This window comes from Paraburkholderia sp. 40 (assembly GCF_050434105.1).
Taxonomy (GTDB): Bacteria; Pseudomonadota; Gammaproteobacteria; order Burkholderiales; family Burkholderiaceae; genus Paraburkholderia; species Paraburkholderia tuberum.
In genome coordinates, this window is record NZ_JBNPVY010000004.1 from 3,190,874 (window position 1) to 3,206,831 (window position 15,958).

The 15,958-nt window shown below is 68.5% G+C and carries 13 protein-coding genes; 9 read left to right on the forward strand and 4 right to left on the reverse strand.

Annotated elements, in window-relative coordinates:
• Positions 1–44: 44 nt before the first annotated feature.
• Together OKW28_RS36730 and OKW28_RS36735 are read right to left on the reverse strand one after the other, a co-directional pair.
• Positions 45–4,439, reverse strand: a complete 4,395-nt coding sequence (locus OKW28_RS36730; protein WP_429452714.1) for a translocation/assembly module TamB domain-containing protein — start codon at positions 4,437–4,439, stop codon at positions 45–47.
• Between the two features lie 45 nt (positions 4,440–4,484).
• On the reverse strand, positions 4,485–6,317 hold the full coding sequence (locus OKW28_RS36735; RefSeq protein ID WP_429454578.1) for an autotransporter assembly complex protein TamA: 1,833 nt from the start codon (positions 6,315–6,317) through the stop codon (positions 4,485–4,487).
• 286 nt (positions 6,318–6,603) lie between these two features.
• On the opposite strand from OKW28_RS36735, the gene OKW28_RS36740 reads away from it, so the two are divergent.
• From OKW28_RS36740 to panD, 4 genes are all read left to right on the forward strand, one after another.
• Entirely contained in the window at positions 6,604–6,789 is a 186-nt protein-coding gene (locus OKW28_RS36740) for a DUF3460 family protein (RefSeq protein ID WP_013088716.1), read from the forward strand.
• Positions 6,790–6,809: 20 nt separating this feature from the next.
• Positions 6,810–7,745, forward strand: a complete 936-nt coding sequence (locus tag OKW28_RS36745) for a segregation and condensation protein A (protein WP_429452716.1) — start codon at positions 6,810–6,812, stop codon at positions 7,743–7,745.
• A 283-nt stretch (positions 7,746–8,028) separates the two neighbouring features.
• Positions 8,029–8,862, forward strand: coding sequence for a pantoate--beta-alanine ligase (panC, locus tag OKW28_RS36750; RefSeq protein WP_184022806.1), 834 nt, complete (start codon positions 8,029–8,031; stop codon positions 8,860–8,862).
• 60 nt (positions 8,863–8,922) lie between these two features.
• On the forward strand, positions 8,923–9,309 hold the full coding sequence (gene panD / locus OKW28_RS36755; RefSeq protein WP_429452718.1) for an aspartate 1-decarboxylase: 387 nt from the start codon (positions 8,923–8,925) through the stop codon (positions 9,307–9,309).
• Between the two features lie 45 nt (positions 9,310–9,354).
• Here the strand turns inward: panD and OKW28_RS36760 are convergent, their stop codons facing one another.
• Positions 9,355–9,993 (reverse strand): ParA family protein, encoded by a 639-nt coding sequence (locus tag OKW28_RS36760; RefSeq protein ID WP_184059634.1) that lies wholly within the window; start codon positions 9,991–9,993, stop codon positions 9,355–9,357.
• Between the two features lie 242 nt (positions 9,994–10,235).
• On the opposite strand from OKW28_RS36760, the gene OKW28_RS36765 reads away from it, so the two are divergent.
• A complete protein-coding gene (locus OKW28_RS36765) occupies positions 10,236–10,655 on the forward strand; it encodes a PaaI family thioesterase (RefSeq protein ID WP_429452720.1) in 420 nt (139 codons plus the stop codon).
• 57 nt (positions 10,656–10,712) lie between these two features.
• Here OKW28_RS36765 and OKW28_RS36770 read toward each other — a convergent pair whose 3' ends face one another.
• Positions 10,713–12,239 carry a cobyric acid synthase gene (locus tag OKW28_RS36770; protein ID WP_429452721.1) on the reverse strand — a complete coding sequence of 509 codons (1,527 nt, stop codon included), beginning with the start codon at positions 12,237–12,239 and terminating at the stop codon, positions 10,713–10,715.
• 89 nt (positions 12,240–12,328) lie between these two features.
• Between OKW28_RS36770 and cobU the strand changes: the two genes are divergently transcribed.
• From cobU to OKW28_RS36790, 4 genes are read left to right on the forward strand one after another with little or no spacing between them, the layout of a single operon-like run.
• Positions 12,329–12,883 (forward strand): bifunctional adenosylcobinamide kinase/adenosylcobinamide-phosphate guanylyltransferase, encoded by a 555-nt coding sequence (cobU, locus tag OKW28_RS36775; RefSeq protein ID WP_429452723.1) that lies wholly within the window; start codon positions 12,329–12,331, stop codon positions 12,881–12,883.
• Positions 12,883–13,824 (forward strand): adenosylcobinamide-phosphate synthase CbiB, encoded by a 942-nt coding sequence (gene cbiB, locus OKW28_RS36780; protein WP_429452725.1) that lies wholly within the window; start codon positions 12,883–12,885, stop codon positions 13,822–13,824. Before cobU ends, cbiB begins: the two co-directional genes overlap by 1 nt.
• A 33-nt stretch (positions 13,825–13,857) precedes the next feature.
• Positions 13,858–14,934 carry a threonine-phosphate decarboxylase CobD gene (cobD, locus tag OKW28_RS36785; RefSeq protein ID WP_429452727.1) on the forward strand — a complete coding sequence of 359 codons (1,077 nt, stop codon included), beginning with the start codon at positions 13,858–13,860 and terminating at the stop codon, positions 14,932–14,934.
• A gap of 54 nt (positions 14,935–14,988) precedes the next feature.
• Positions 14,989–15,939 (forward strand): cobalamin-binding protein, encoded by a 951-nt coding sequence (locus tag OKW28_RS36790; protein WP_429452729.1) that lies wholly within the window; start codon positions 14,989–14,991, stop codon positions 15,937–15,939.
• Positions 15,940–15,958: the final 19 nt, after the last annotated feature.

Sequence of the window (15,958 nt, forward strand, 5' to 3'; positions counted from 1 at the left end):
AAACGGCACGCTTCCAGGCGTGCCGTTTTTTTATGTTGCCCGCGTCACCACGAGATCCGATCGAAGCGCCGCGTGTACAGCACGTCGGCGCCATAGAACGTGCCGCCATACACGACCAGCGACCAGTATCGCGTCAGATTGATCGTCGCCTTGATCGCATTGCTCGCCGACTGCAACCCCTGCTCGTAGCCGATCACGAGCCGCTCGTTGATCGCCTTCGACACCATCACGACTTGCGGATCGGTCAGGCCCACGTCGCTGCGGCCGATCGAAAACTCGTCGAGCCCGACGGTCTGCGCGATCCGCTGACCCGTTGCGCTGCCCAGCAGCGCGAGCGCGGTCGTCATCGTGCTCTGCTGGCCGAGGTTGTTGCCCTGGTCGGTGCCGTGGCCGAACAGCAGCCACGACAGTTTTTCGTTGTCCGGCACGCTTGGCTCCGACACGAGCCGCGCGACCGGCGCCTGCAGCGTGCCCGTTACCTGTACGCCGGCCTCGACCTGCTGGTTGCGGCGCATCGCGAGAATGTTGATGCCCGGATTCGTGACTGGCCCGTTGAACGTGAAGAAGCCGTTCTCGATAGCGAGCTTGCGGCCGAATGAGGTGTAGGTCGAACCCGGCGTGACGCGCACGTTGCCGACCGCGCGCAGCGGCGTATTCGGCGCGCTCGTCGCGGTGATCGTGCCGGCGAGGCCGAGATCGGCGCCCTTCCCACGGAAGCGGAAGTCGTTGCCGAGGCCGATCTCGATGTTGGCGCGTGGCGCGAACGGGCTCGCCGGCCGCTCGCCGCCTTCGGACGGACGCGGCCGGCCGCCCGAGCGCGTGCCGTCCGGGCGGATGATCACGACGTCGTCGCCGAGGCTCGGCGCGGCCTGCTCGGGCAGATCGAACCGCGCGCTGTCGACCACGAACTTGCCGTCGATCACAGGGCCGCGCTCCACGCCGCCGTTCGAGATGTTCGCACTGCCCGACAGCGACAGATGGCGATCCGGCGACGCGAACACATCGAGCTTGTCCGCGACGATGCTCGCGGTCATGTCGGGCTCCGAGCTGTCGAGACGCACGCGGCCGGTCGCGCGCAGCGTGCCGCTCGCGCCGTGGAACTCGACCTGCTGGAAGTCCACCATGTTCTGCGACAGCGCGATGCGCACGACCCCGTCCTTCAGTTGCACGCCCTGGCTCACGACCGTCGCGGACAGACCGTCGCCGGTCAGCGAGCCGGTCACGTTCGGTTTCGCGACCGTGCCGCCGAGCGCGAGCTTCAGCGCGAGATGGCCGTCGAGCAGATAGCTGGGGCCGAGCAGGCCGCCCGTCGTGCGCAGCGACGGCACGTTCGCGTTCACGTTGCCCGACAGCGCGCTTTGCGGATCGACGCTCAACATGCCGTCGCGCAGCACGAGCGGCGTGTGCGCGTCGGCATCGATCGCGCCGACGCGGCTCGCCTGCGCATGCACGGTCGCGTTGAGCCGGTTGCCGCCGGTGAATTCGGCGCGCGCTCGGATGTCGCCAATGCCCATCGACGCGAGCCCGCGGCCGATCTCGACCGTCACGTCGCCGCTGCGCCGGCGCAGCTCGATGTGGCCGCTCGCCGTCGCGCCGAGCGAGAAGTCCCAGTCGCCGTCGAACACGAGGTCGGTGCGCACGGCGGGCGGCTCGCCGGTGATCTGGTGACGCAGCTCCTGCAAGTGCGCGAGCGACACGTCGGTCAGGCTGCCGGCCGACTGGATGCGGCCGTGATCGAACGCGAATGACTTCAGGGTCAGCACCGAGCCTTCGATCGTCAGGCGCGTTGCGCCGAGCGTAAGGTGCCCCGGCCCGGCGCTGAGCGCGAGCGGCGATTCAAGATTGAGTTCCGGCGTGCCGCGATTCTGCAGTCGCGTGACGGTGCCGTCCCAGCGCGAGCCGTCGCGCGTGTCGGTCAGCTTGCCGTTGGCGGCGAGCGTCAGATCGAGCGGTCGGTCCTGCAGCTTGCCAGTCGCGGCGGCTTCGAGCGTGTGGTTCGCGCGTGTGCCGGACAGGCGGGCGGTCAGCGTGGCGAGGTCGACGCCGCCCGCGTTGACATTGCGCGCGTCGGTCGTGAACGCGAGCGCGCCGTTCGCGCCGTCGCGCAACTCAGCGTGGCCTTCCGCATGGCCGATGCGGTTGCTCGCGAACACGACGCTGTCGGCCTTGTAATTCAGCGTGACGTTCGGATGCGCGAACGAGCCGGTAACGTCGCCGTCCGCGGCGACCTCGCCCGCGAGGCCGAAGCCCAGCCGATCGAGCTGCGGCGCGTCGATGCCGAAGCGCAGCCGGTCGCCGGCCGCGCCGAAGCTGCCTTGCAGATTCACCCGGTTGCCCGCCACCGAAAGATTCGCGTGGCTCGGCAGGATTCGCGAGCCGGCCAGCTGGATCATGCCGCCGCCCGTGAGCGGCAGGTCGTTGTAGACGCTCGGACCGAGCGTGAATTCGGCGCGCGTCGTGAAGACCGGCGCGAGCACACCTGCTGCCGTGACCGTGGCGTTCACGCGCGCCTCGATCCTGCGCGCTGGCGGACCTGCATGCGCGGCTGCGCGTGGCGCAAGGCCCGCGCGATGCGCGGGCGGTTGCGTCCTGCGCTCGAGCACTTCGGTCTGCACCGCGGCCTGCGCGGTGTTCTTCGCGATGGCGGCGGCCTGATCGCCGGACGCCGCGCTCTTCGTGCCGGCGGTGCTGCCCACGAGCGCCGCGGCTTGCGCTTGCCGCTCGCGTTGCGCGCCGCTCGCGGCGGACGCGCCGGATGTCGTGACAGGCGTGCGGGCGGGCATCTGCGAGGTCAGCGACAGCGGATCGAAATCGGTCAGTTGCGCCTTCAGGTTGTAGGTCGAGTTCTCATCGTGCTTCAGCGCGCCCGATAGATCGATGCGGCCACGGCCCGACGTGACGCGCACGTCGTTGAAGCTGATGCGTGCGGGGTCGAACGTAATCTTGCCCTGGGCGCGCAGCGCGGCGGCGGGGTCGGCGAGATCGAGCGTCAGGGTCTGGATGTCGTCGTTCAGGCGGATGCCGATCGGGCCGGACAGCTGCGTCGGCCGCACGGTCGCCTGCAGCGCGTTCAGGTCGAGCCGCGCGACGCTCAGATCGAGCCGGCCGTGCCGGCCGCTCAGCGCGCCGCCGCCGGTGAGCGTCGCGTTGCGCACGAGCCGCACGTTCAGGTTCGAGATGCTCTGCGTGTGGGCGTCGAGGCGCACGTCGGCGTTCGCATCGATCAGCGGCAGCAGTTTCTGGTCGATTGCGCCGGGTTTCGCGTTGACGATCGAGACATGGCCGGCGACGGCGAAACCCGCCGCCGGTTTGGCCGGCGCGTGGTGGTCGCCGAAGATGTGGTGCGGATGGCTACCCGCCGCCGGTTTGGCCGGCGCGTGGTGGTCGCCGAAGATGTGGTGCGGATGGCTCGCGGCCGACAGTTTCGCCGCGCTGGCTGTGCCAGGCGCGCTCGCCGCGCCCTGCTCCACCGGCTGCAGCTCCGCGCGCACCGCCAGATCGGCCAGCGGCGCACCCGGCGCGAAAGCCTGCGGATTCACATGATCGAAGCTCAGCGTCGCGCGCTGCAACGGCACCGCGGCGAACGGCGCCGCTTCGACCCGCGCGTGGCCGGCGAGCTTCATGCCGCTCGCATCGAGCTCGGCGACGAGCTGCTCGAGCGTGCCGCTCAGGTGGCCGGCCACCTGCACCGCTTCATCGTTGACCTTGCCTGCATAACCGACTTCGCCGGTGAGCGGAAACGGCCGCACGCCATCGAGTTTCGCCGCTGCCGTCAGCGCCCCGAACGGCGTATCGAGCCGATCGATCGCGGCCTCGTGATGACGTCCGTCGCTGCGTCCATGAAACGCGAAGCTGGACAGCTCCGTCGTCGACCCGCCCTGGTGCAGCAGCAGCCGCTCGACCTGCACGTCGCGGATCTCCAGCTGCATCGGTAGCTGCAGATCCTGCGGCAAGCTCAGCGGCTCGCTGGTGCTCGCCGACGACGGGCCGACGCGCGCCTCGATCGTGCCGACGTGCAGGTAGTCGATCGTGAACCGCCACGGCTCGCGCGCGAGCGCCCAGCTGCCCGCGACGCGGTCGATCTCGATGTCGGTGCCGCTGCCGTCGAGGCTGCGCCAGCGCACGTCGCGCAGTTGCACGCCGCGCGCGAGCGTGCCGCCGTCGAGCGTGCCGGCGAGCCGGCCGCCGAGCAGCTTCACCGCCGCGTGCCACGCGTACGCGGTGCCGCGCTCGGTCGTCAGCGCCCCGTACAGCAGACCGACCGCGAGTGCGCAGAGCAGTACCAGCATGACCACCGTGCCCGCGACCGACTTCAGCAGCAGCCGGCCCCAGCGCCGCTTCGGCGGCGGCGTGTCGGGCGGCTGCTGCCCATCCGGCGGTCCTGGCGGCGTGGCGCCGGGCGGCTGCGCGGGGGGCGGGTCGGTGACGTCGGTGGTCATGCGTGAATACGGTGGCAAATAAGGTAGTGGGTTGTCGTCAAAACGTCAGAACGCGATGCCGAGCGTGATATACGGCCGCACCCTGTTATCGCGGATCCCGTAAGCGACATCGAGATTGACCGGGCCGACCGGGCTGCGCCAGCGCGCGCCGACGCCGGCGCCCGGATAGAAAACTTTTTCGCCCCAGGTGTCGGTCGCGGTGCCGATGTCGAAGAACACGGCCGCGCCCCAGTTGTGCGAGAACCAGTGCTGGTATTCGGCCGCGCTCGTCACCAGGTACTTGGTCGGCAGGATCGAGCCGGCGACGTTGTTACCGATGCTCTGGAAGCCGTAGCCGCGCACCGAGTTCGAGCCGCCCGCGCGGAACAGCAGCGACGCCGGAATGCCGCTCGAGCTGCCGCTCGTGAATACGCCGCCGAGTTCGGCGCGGATCAGCACGATGTCGTTGACGCCGATCGGGAAATACTGCTGGCCGCGCGCGTAGCCGCGGATGAACGACTGGTCGGCGAGCAGACCTTTCACCGCGAAGCCCGCCTCGACGTGGATCAGGTTGCCGCGGCGCGGGAACAGCGGGTCGTCGGTGTCGCGCCGCGTCCACGACCACCCCGGCACCAGCGCGTGCGCGCGGGTCGGCGGCGCCGCGTTCTGGTCGAGCTGATCGTCATAGAACAGCAGCGAATAGCTGTAGTCGAGGAACTGCGACGTGCGCGAACGCTGCACGCCGCCGCGGATGCTGTAGATGCGCGTGTCGGAGACGTCGGTGGTCGTGTACGACGCGAGCACGCTATTGGTCCACCCGTGCTGGCCCGGCGGCATCGACAGCTGGATCTGCCCGTATTGCTGCGTGTTGTCGGCGCGGCCCTCGACGGTGAACGGCCACGCCGCGCCGAACGTGTTCAGATACGTGTAGCCGCCCTGCACGAGCGGGCCGTTGTCGGTCGAATAGCCGACGCCGCCGCGGAAGCTGTGATACGGAAACTCCGACACCTTCACGTGCACCGGCGTGTCGAGCGGCTTGGCGGGGTCGTTGTCGAGGTCGATCGCGACGCTCGCGAAGTACGGCGTGTTCTGCAGTTGCCGCTGCAGTTCGGCGACAGTGCGCGTGTCGTAGATGTCGCCCGGCGAGATCGGATTGACGTTGTGGACGATGCGCTCCGGATAGCGCTTCGTGCCCTGCACGTCGAGTTGGCCCATCGTGAAGGTCGGCCCGCTGTCGTAGATCACCGACAGCTTCGCCGTGTTCGTGCGCGGATCGATCAGCGCCTCGGAGTGGTAGATCTTCGCGGCAAGGTAGCGGCGCGATTGCAGCTCGCGCAGCGACGCGTTCTTCGCGTCGTCCCAGGCGCCCTGCGAGAACGGCTGGCCCTCCTGCAGCGAGAACGCGAAGCGCGTCGCGTTTTCGCGCGATGGGTCTTCGGTCAGCACCGCGCCGCGAAACGACAGATCGACCGACGTGACTTTGGTCTGCGGGCCCGGCTCCACGCGCACGGTGACCTGCCGCAGGTTGTCGACGGTGCGCACGTCGGTGCTGACGAGCGGCGAGAAATAGCCCTGCGTCGCGGCGAGATCGCGCACCTGCTGTGGCGTCGCGGTGATCAGGAACGAGAACTGGTCGTCGGTGACGTCGGGCCGCTTCGCGAAACGCGAGATATCGAGGTGCTGTTCGAGCAGCCGGCGCAGCGCGCGCGGCTCGGCGACCACCTCGACCTTGTAGCTCGGTGCCTTGCTCGCCGCGTGAGCCTTGCCCAAGGCGAGCAGCAACATCAGGAGGCCGAGGCCGATGGCGAGCGACACACGCAGCCAGCACCCCGCGAGCGCCTCGCGCTCACACGCGCGCCCGCGCGCCTGGCCGGTCTCGCCGCGCAACGCACGCGGCATGTCGATCGTACCTCCCGCCAAACAGGACCTCCGGCCTCAATGAGTGAATTCTCGCGCCCCGGACGCGCATGCGATCGAGGCATGCTATTTGACCACAACGCGACCCCGATCGGCCTCTCTCGTGCCCCTGGCGGAGCTCCGCGCTTCATCTCAAAAATGGGCGGCCCGCGGCGATTTTCGACCGCCCGCGACGCATGCGGTAAAATCGCGGACGACGGCGCCCTCCGCGGCACCGCGCAGCGGCCAGCCCGAGAGCCGCCACCCTACCCACCACGGACGTCGAGCCATGTATCAATCGGACATCACCCAGTTCCTGAACCAGCTCAAGCAACAGAAGCCCAATCTGGAGGCCGAGCAACGCAAAGGCCGCGCACTGCTGTGGGACAAACAGCCGATCGATCTGGAAGAGCGCGCCGAGCAGAAAGCTTCGCGCGTGCAGCAGACGCCTTACTCGTACTACCAGAACTTCTAAGCTCCCCAGTCACGCCGACGATGAGTCACGCTGACGAGGTGCATGGTCCGCTTCACGGCCCGATTCACGGCCCGATACACGGCCCGATACACGGCCCGGTTCACGGCCCAGCGCCGGCACCGTCCGACACCGCGCTTTCCACGCCCGCCACCGATTCGACGCCCGACACGGTCGACGGCGTCGCGTTCGCGCGTCTGTACGGCGAGCCGCTGTTCAAGCTGCCGAACGACCTGTACATCCCTCCGGACGCGCTCGAGGTATTCCTCGAGACCTTCGAGGGGCCGCTCGACCTGCTGCTGTACCTGATCCGCAAGCAGAACTTCAACGTGCTCGACATCCCGATGGCGGATGTCACCGTGCAATATCTCGGCTACGTCGAGCAACTGCGCAAGACCAATCTCGAACTCGCGTCCGAGTATCTGCTGATGGCCGCGATGCTGATCGAAATCAAGTCGCGCATGCTGCTGCCGGTCAAGAAGGCCGACACCGGCGAGGAAGCCGAAGACCCGCGCGCCGAACTGGTGCGCCGCCTGCTCGAATACGAGCAGATGAAGCTCGCCGCGCAACGCATCGACCAGTTGCCGCAGCTTGGGCGCGATTTCCTGCGCGCCGAGGTCTACATCGAGCAGAGTGTCGCCCCGCGCTTCCCGGACGTGAACAGCGACGACCTGCGCGCCGCGTGGGCCGACGTGATCAAGCGCGCGAAGCTGGTCCAGCATCACAAGATTTCGCGCGAGGAGTTGTCGGTGCGCGAGCACATGAGCCTGATCCTGCGGCAGTTGCAGAATGCGCGCTTTATCGAGTTTTCCGATCTGTTCGACACGAGCCGCGGCGTGCCGGTCGTCATCGTGAATTTCATCGCCGTGCTCGAACTGTGCCGTGAATCGCTCGTCGAAATCACCCAGGCGGAGCCGTTCGCGCCGATTTACGTGCGGCTGGCGTATCTACCGGCCTGAGCGCTGAATGACGGCCGCTTGACGGCCGGACCGCGGCCGGACCGTGGAAATCTCGCTACGAACACCGTCGCAGCGAAGCCTGGCGGGCCTCAGCGGGGAGTGCGCGGCAAGCTCGTCGCCCGCCGCTCGGAAGTGCCGCCGCGTTTCGGTGCGTCCGCTGTCCAAATCCACTACAATCCGCGCTCCGAACCCGTCATTTGCCGGTGAGGCGATGACCCGCGCGATTCCGCCAGGTGTCGCGCCAACTGGATCGCGCGCCGCGCGAGCCTATCCCTGTCCGATCATGAAAGTCATCAGCTCGATCCATGAATTGCGCGACCAGTTGCGCGGCCAGAATCGCACGGCCTTCGTGCCGACGATGGGCAACCTGCACGAGGGCCATCTGTCGCTGATGCGCCTCGCGCGCCAGCACGGCGACCCGGTCGTGGCGAGCATCTTCGTCAACCGCCTGCAGTTCGGCCCGAACGAGGATTTCGACAAATATCCGCGCACGCTCGAAGCCGACATCGAGAAGCTGCAAAAGGAAGGTGTCTACGTGCTGTTCGCGCCGACCGAAAGGGACATGTATCCGGAGCCGCAGGAATACCGCGTGCATCCGCCGCACGATCTCGGCGACATCCTCGAGGGCGAATTCCGCCCCGGCTTCTTCCACGGTGTGTGCACGGTCGTGATGAAGCTGATGTCGTGCGTGCAGCCGCGCGTCGCGGTGTTCGGCAAGAAGGATTACCAGCAGCTGATGATCGTGCGCCAGATGTGCCACCAGTTCGCGCTGCCGACCGACATCGTCGCCGCCGAAACCGTGCGCGACACCGACGGCCTCGCGCTCAGCTCGCGCAACCGGTTCCTTTCGGCCGCCGAACGCGCCGAGGCGCCGATGCTGGCCGCCGAACTCAATCGGGTGCGCGACGCGGTGCTCGCGGGCGAGCGCGACTTCGCGAAACTCGAAGAGTCGGCCAAAGCGACGCTCGCGGCGCGCGGCTGGAATCCCGATTACATCGCGATCCGCAAGCGCTCGAACCTGATCGCGCCCGGCGCGCAGGACGCCAGCGCACCGCTCGTGGTGCTGGCCGCCGCGAAGCTCGGCGCGACCCGGCTCATCGACAACCTCGAAATCTGACGCCGCAACCGCCCGCGCGAACACAGTTACACTGCGCAGTCACACAGGATTGGATTGATCATGCAACGCAATATGCTGAAGTCGAAGATTCACCGCGTCGCGGTCACGCACTGCGAGCTCCACTACGAGGGCTCGTGCGCGATCGACGAAGTTCTGCTCGAAGCGGCGAACATCGTCGAAAACGAGCGTATCGACATCTGGAACATCAACAACGGCGAGCGCTTCTCGACGTACGCGATCAAGGGCGAGCGCGGCAGCGGCATGATTTCGCTGAACGGCTCGGCCGCGCGTCGCGCGCAGCTCGGCGATCTGGTCATCATCGCGGCGTTCGCGGTGGTCGACGAGGCGGAGTTGAAGGCGGGCTGGAAGCCGGACCTCGTGTTCGTCGATGAAAACAACAAGATCAAGGGCAGCCGCGACCACGTGCCAACGCAGGCCTGGAGCTGAGCGAAGCTCAGCTTGACGCTTGACTGATGGCGGGCGGCCCCCGCCTCAGCCCTTCTTCCCCGCGCCGTTCGTCCACTCGACGATCGGCTGCCACTGCTCCAGATCCTTCTCTACACGGCTTTTCGCGACGTCCCACAGCGTCAGGCCGTGCGCCGCGAGCTGCACGTAGTTCTGCGTGTCGCGCAGAAAACCGAGCACCGGCAGCTTCAATCCCTCGACGAAGCGATGCAGTTGCTCGGCCGAGCGCGTGCGCGCATCGACGCGCATGCCGACCACGCCGACCTCGATCGCGCCCTTCCTGACCGCCTTTTCTTTCGCCAGCCGCTCGAGAAATTCCTGGGTCGCGAGAATATCGAACAGCGACGGCTGCAACGGCACGATCACCTTGTCGGCGAGATCGAGCGCGATGTTCAGGCGATTGCCGTGCAGGCCGGCCGGCGTGTCGACGACCGCGTGCTCGAGGCCTTTCGGCGGCTTGGCCGGCGTGTCGGGATTGACCTCCCAGGTTTCGATGTTCGGCAGCGTGGCGGGCCGTAATTCGAGCCACGCATGCGCGGAGTGCTGCTTGTCGAGGTCGGCCAGCGCGACCCATTCGCCCGCCGCGGCGAAATAGCCGGCCAGATTGGTCGATAGCGTGCTCTTGCCCACGCCGCCCTTCGGATTCGCCACCACGATCACCGACATGAAATCTCCCGGAAAGAAGGCTGGACGCTGCCAGCCGGTTTGCCGCGCTATTGCTCCGTTCCCGCCGATCCGTTGTGACCGGCGCCGGCGGGCCCCACGATCGCTGCCGTTCGAAGTTCGGTTCCCACGGACGCCCACCGGTACAGCCGTTGATAATATCGACAAATTCAGCGCGGCCGAAGCCCCCACATCGCGAATCGGCCGCTCCAACCCGCCGTTTTTTCGACAAGGACCTGAATCTCATGAGCAAACTACGCCCGGAATACACCGTCGAACGCCTGCTGGAGCGCCAGAAGGGCACGCTGCCGGACCTGCTGGGCCTGCGCGTGCTGACCGTGGACCAGGGCACGCTGGTCGCCGAACTGACCGTGCGCGACGCGCTGCTCGCGCCGAACGGCTTCCTGCACGCGGCCACGGTGATCGGCCTCGCCGACACCGCGTGCGGCTACGCGTGCATCGCGCATCTGCCCGAAAACTCGCGCAACTTCACGACGATCGAGCTGAAGAGCAACTTCCTCGGCACCGCGACGCAGGGCACGATCCGCGCGGTCGCGAAGGGTGTGCACCTTGGGCGCAGCACGCAGGTCTGGGACGCGACGGTCACCGGTCCGGATGGTAAGACCATCGCACTGTTTCGTTGCACACAGATGGTGTTGTACTGAGCGAACCGCGCGAGCAGCAATTGCGTTCGATCCGATGAAGGAGGCCAGCGCAATGCGTCACCCCAGCGCCGCGAACAGCCTGCGCATATCGACGTGCCCGGCCAGCGTATCGGCCAGCCGCTCCAGCGACGCCTCGCGCAAGGCCGGATAGTCGAGCGCTTCGGCATCGCTCAAACCCGCCCATGCGAGCAGCGCCGCGCACGCGGCCGGCGTGTCGAACAGGCCATGCACGTAGGTCGTGAGAATCTGGCCATCGGCGGACATCGCGCCATCGGGACGGCCAAAGTCCGCGCCGCCCTCGTGCGGGCCAGCGTGGTCGAGTCGCAGCGCCGGCGTGTCCAAGGCCGGCCCGCGCGTCTCGCCCATATGAATCTCGTAGCCGGCGACGTCCGGCGTGCCGGGCAGCGCCAGGCGCCCGGTCACATTCTTCAGCGTCTTGTCGCGCGTGAGCACCGTCGCATAGTCGAGCCAGCCGAAGCCCGCGAAGGTGCCGGGTGCGCCCTCGACGCCATGCGGATCGGCGATCTCGCGGCCCAGCATCTGCATGCCGCCGCAGATGCCGATCACGCGGCCGCCGTAGCGCAGATGCCGCGCGAGCACGTCGTCCCAGCCCCGTGCGCGCAGAAACGCGAGGTCGTCCGGCACGTTCTTCGAGCCCGGCAGGATGATCAGATCGGCGGCCGGCGGCGGCGTACCCGCGCGCGCATAGTGAAAATCGACCTGCGGATGCGCGCGCAACGCGTCGAAGTCAGTGTGATTGCTGATGTGCGGCAGCACCGGCACGACCACGCGCAGCAGACGGCGCGAATCAACGCTCGCCGCCGCGCGCAGCTCGGGCGGCAGCATGTCCTCGGCGTCGAGCGTCAGGCCATGCAGATACGGCACGACGCCGAGCACCGGCTTGCCGGTCTTCGCTTCCAGCCAGTCGAGCCCGGGCTTCAGCAGACCGATGTCGCCGCGAAAGCGGTTGATGATGAAGCCGCGCACGCGCGCCTGCTCGCTGTCGGACAGACACGCGAGCGTGCCGGTCAGGTGCGCGAACACGCCACCGCGATCGATGTCGGCGACCAGCACGACCGGGCAGTCGACCGCCTCCGCGAAACCCATGTTCGCGATGTCGCGCTCGCGCAGATTGATCTCGGCCGGACTGCCCGCGCCTTCGACGAAAATCGTGTCGTACGACGCGCGCAGCCGCGCATACGACTCCAGCACCGCCTCGAACGCGACTGGCTTGTAGTCGTGATACCCGCGCGCGTCGAGATTGATGCGCGCCTTGCCGTGGATGATCACCTGCGCGCCGCGATCGCTGGTCGGCTTCAGCAGCACCGGGTTCAGATCGGTGTGCGCGTCGATGCCCGCGGCGAGCGCCTGCAATGCCTGCGCGCGGCCGATCTCGCCGCCGTCGACGGTCACCGCGCTGTTCAACGCCATGTTCTGCGGCTTGAACGGCGCGACCCGCGCACCCGCGCGCCGCGCGAGGCGGCACAGTCCCGCAACCAGCGTGCTCTTGCCCGCGTCGGAAGTGGTGCCCTGGATCATCAGCGTGCCGCGCGGCACGGGCAGGGTGTCGGGAGAAATGGGCATTCGGGTCACGGCGGTGCGGGTGGAAGATGGACAGTGGCGTTGCAATGCAATCGAGCGGCATTATCCCATCGCGCCGGTACAATCATAAGATGACTCCCCGCGACCTCACCTTCGTCCTCGGCGGCGCCCGCTCGGGCAAGAGCGCGCATGCCGAGCGGCTCGCCAGCGACAGCGCCTTCCCCGTCACCTACATCGCCACCGCCCGCGTCACCGACGACGCCGAATTCAACGCGCGCATTGCGCATCATCGCGAGCGGCGGCCCGCGCATTGGGGGCTCGTCGAAGCGGACGACGACCTCGCCGGCGCGCTCGCGCAACACGACGCGCCGGGCCAGTGTCTGCTGATCGACTGCCTGACGCTGTGGCTCGCAAACCTGCTATGTCCCGCCGACGGCGCGGCGGCGCCGCTGTCGCACTACTACGAGCAGGCCGCCGCGTTCGAAGCGGCGCTCGCCGGCGCGCGCGGCAAGATCATCGTCGTCAGCAACGAGATCGGCCTCGGCGTCGTGCCGCTCGGCGAAGCCACGCGTCTTTACGTCGACGAACTCGGGCGCTTGAATCAGCGCATCGCCGCGTTGAGCAGCGCGGCCACGCTGATGGTCGCGGGACTGCCGCTCGCGCTGAAAAGCGCGAGCGGCGTGTGATGCCGCCGCTGACCATGCCGCTGGTCGCGACGCTCGCGGTCGCGGGCGTCGCCGTCGATCGCTGGTTCGGCGAGCCGAGCCGCCGGCATCCGCTGGTCGGCTTCGGCAACTGGGCGGCGCGCATCGAGGCGCGCTTCAATCACGACCGGCGTCTGCGGCTCAGGGGCCTGCTCGCATGGGCGCTCGCGGTTCTGCCGCCGATGTTGATCGCGTGGTGGCTCGTCGCCGTGCTGCCGTTGTTCGCGGCCTGCGCGCTGCATGTCGCGCTGCTGTGGTTCGCGCTCGGCGCGCGCAGCCTGCGCGATCACATCGCGCCGATCGCGCGGGCGCTCGGCCAACGCGATCTGGCCACGGCACGTGAGTTGACCGCACGGATCGTCTCGCGCGACACCGCGCAGTCGGACGAGGCCGCGCTCGCGCGCGCCGCGATCGAATCGGCGCTCGAAAACGGCAACGACGCGATCTTCGGCGCGCTGTTCTGGTTCGCGCTCGCGGGCGGGCCTGGCGCGCTCGGCTTTCGCCTCGCCAATACGCTCGACGCGATGTGGGGTTATCGCACGCCGCGCTATCTGCGCTTCGGCTGGGCCGCCGCGCGCATCGACGACGTGCTGAACTGGATTCCCGCGCGGCTGACTGCCACGAGCTACGCGCTGCTCGGCGACACGCTGACCGCCTGGCGCTGCTGGCGCGAGCAGGCGCCGCGCTGGGACAGCCCGAACGCGGGCCCGGTGATGGCCGCCGGCGCCGGCAGCCTGAACGTGCTGATCGGCGGGCCGGCCGTGTATCACGGCACGCTCGAGCACCGGCCGACGCTGGGCTTCGGGAGTCCCGCCGAGGCGCGTCATGTGGGCGCCGCGTTGATGCTGGTCGAACGCACCGTGATTCTCTGGCTGGCCGTGCTGATCGTGCTGGCATTGTTGAGCGTGCCGTTTCATGGCTGAGCGGAACGACGCGCGTAGCGATGGGATGAGCGCATGACCGACTGGACGCAACCGCGCGAGCACGCCGCAAGCGGCCCGATCGCGCACGGCGGCAACCTGCACGAAGCGGCGGCGCGCTACGGCATTGCGTACGCGCAGTGGCTCGATCTGTCGACGGGCATCAATCCGCACGGCTATCCGGTGCCGCCGCTGCCCGCCGACGCGTGGCGCCGTTTGCCCGACGAAGGCGACGGCTTCGCCGAGCGGGCCGCGCGCTACTACGGCGCGCCCGATGCCGCGCACGTGCTGCCCGTCGCCGGCAGCCAGGCGGCGATTCGCGCGCTGCCCGCGTTGCTGTCGCCCGCGACGGTCGGCATCGCGCCGCTGACCTACGGCGAGTACGCGCCCGCGTTCGCGCGCGCCGGACACGCGGTCGCGCCGCTCGACGTGCATCGCGACACGCTGCCCGCCGCGCTCACGCACGTCGCTATCGTCAACCCAGACAATCCGACCGCCACGCATATCGATGCCGCCAGGCTGCTGTACTGGCACGCGCAGTTGCGCGAACGCGGCGGCACGCTGCTCGTCGACGAAGCGTTCGCCGATGCGCTGCCGGCCGCGCGGGTCGCGTCGCTGGCGGCGCATACGCATCGGGACGGGCTCGTCGTGTTGCGCTCGCCCGGCAAGTTCTTCGGGCTCGCGGGTGTGCGCGCCGGCTTCGTGCTGGGCGCGCCCACATTGCTCGCCGCGTTGCGCGACAGGCTGGGGGCGTGGACCGTCAGCGGTCCCGCGCGTCATGCGGTGAGCGCCGCGTTCGACGATGCCGCGTGGCAAACGCGGATGCGTGAGCGGCTCATCGGCGACAGCGCGCGGCTTGCCGGGCTGTTGCATGCGCACGGTTTCGCGACACGGGGCACGCCGCTTTTCGCATGGACCGACGATGCGCGCGCCGCCGCGTTGCATGAAGCGCTCGCGCGGCGCGGCGTGTGGACGCGTCTTTTTCCGCCATCGCTTCGGGTGCCATCGGCCAGCGTGCGCTTCGGGCTGCCGGGCGACGAAGCCGAATGGACCCGCTTCGAGCAACAGTTGCAACAGGCGGTTGACTCGATCGATACCGCGCGGTCGAGTTAGCGCAGTGACCTTCGCACCCAAGCCGCTCAACGCTTCGTGATCCGCCCTCGTCCGATGATCCGCTTTGCTCGTTCCATCCGCTTTGCCCCGCCCGCGCACCGCTTCATCCATTGGTTCGGCGCCGCAGCGCTCGCGCTGACCGCACTGAGCGCGCACGCCGCGATCACCGTCACCGACGACAGCGGCGCGACCGTCACGCTCGCCGCGCCCGCGCAGCGCGTGATCAGCCTCGCCCCGCACGTGACCGAATTGCTGTACGCCGCGGGCGGCGGCCCGAAGATGGTCGGCGCGGTGTCGTACAGCGACTATCCGCCCGAAGCGAAGCAACTCCCGCGCGTCGGCGACAACAAGGCGCTCGACCTCGAGCGCATCGTCGCGCTGAAACCGGACCTGATCGTCGTGTGGCGGCACGGCAACGCGCAGCGTCAGCTCGAACGCTTGCGCGAGCTACATGTGCCGCTCTTTTTCAGCGAGCCGCGCCGTCTCGACGAGATCGCCGTGTCGCTGACCAAGCTCGGCCGGCTGCTCGGCACATCGGCGAGCGCGGATGCGGCGGCGGCCGCCTATCGCGACGACATCGCCCGTCTGCGCGCGCGGTATGCGAACCGCCCGGCCGTCAGCGTCTTTTATCAGGTATGGGACCGGCCGCTGATGACGCTCAACGGCGAGCACATGATCAGCGACGTGATCACGCTATGCGGCGGCCGCAATGTGTTCGCGGACCTGCAGCCGCTCGTGCCGACCGTGTCGACCGAAGCGGTGCTCGCGGCGAATCCTCAGGCGATCGTCACCGCCGCGCCCGGCGCGACGCGGCCCGACACGATGCTGCCGCAACTCGACACATGGCGCGCATGGCCGGGTCTCGCGGCCGTCGCGAACGACAACCTGTTTGCGATCGACGGCGATCTGATCAATCGCCCCGCGCCGCGCATCGCGCAAGGCGCGCGGCAACTGTGCGAGGACCTCGAACTGGCGCGCTCGCGCAGAAAGCAGCCCGCGCCATGACGGCGCCGCGTGTGGCGAG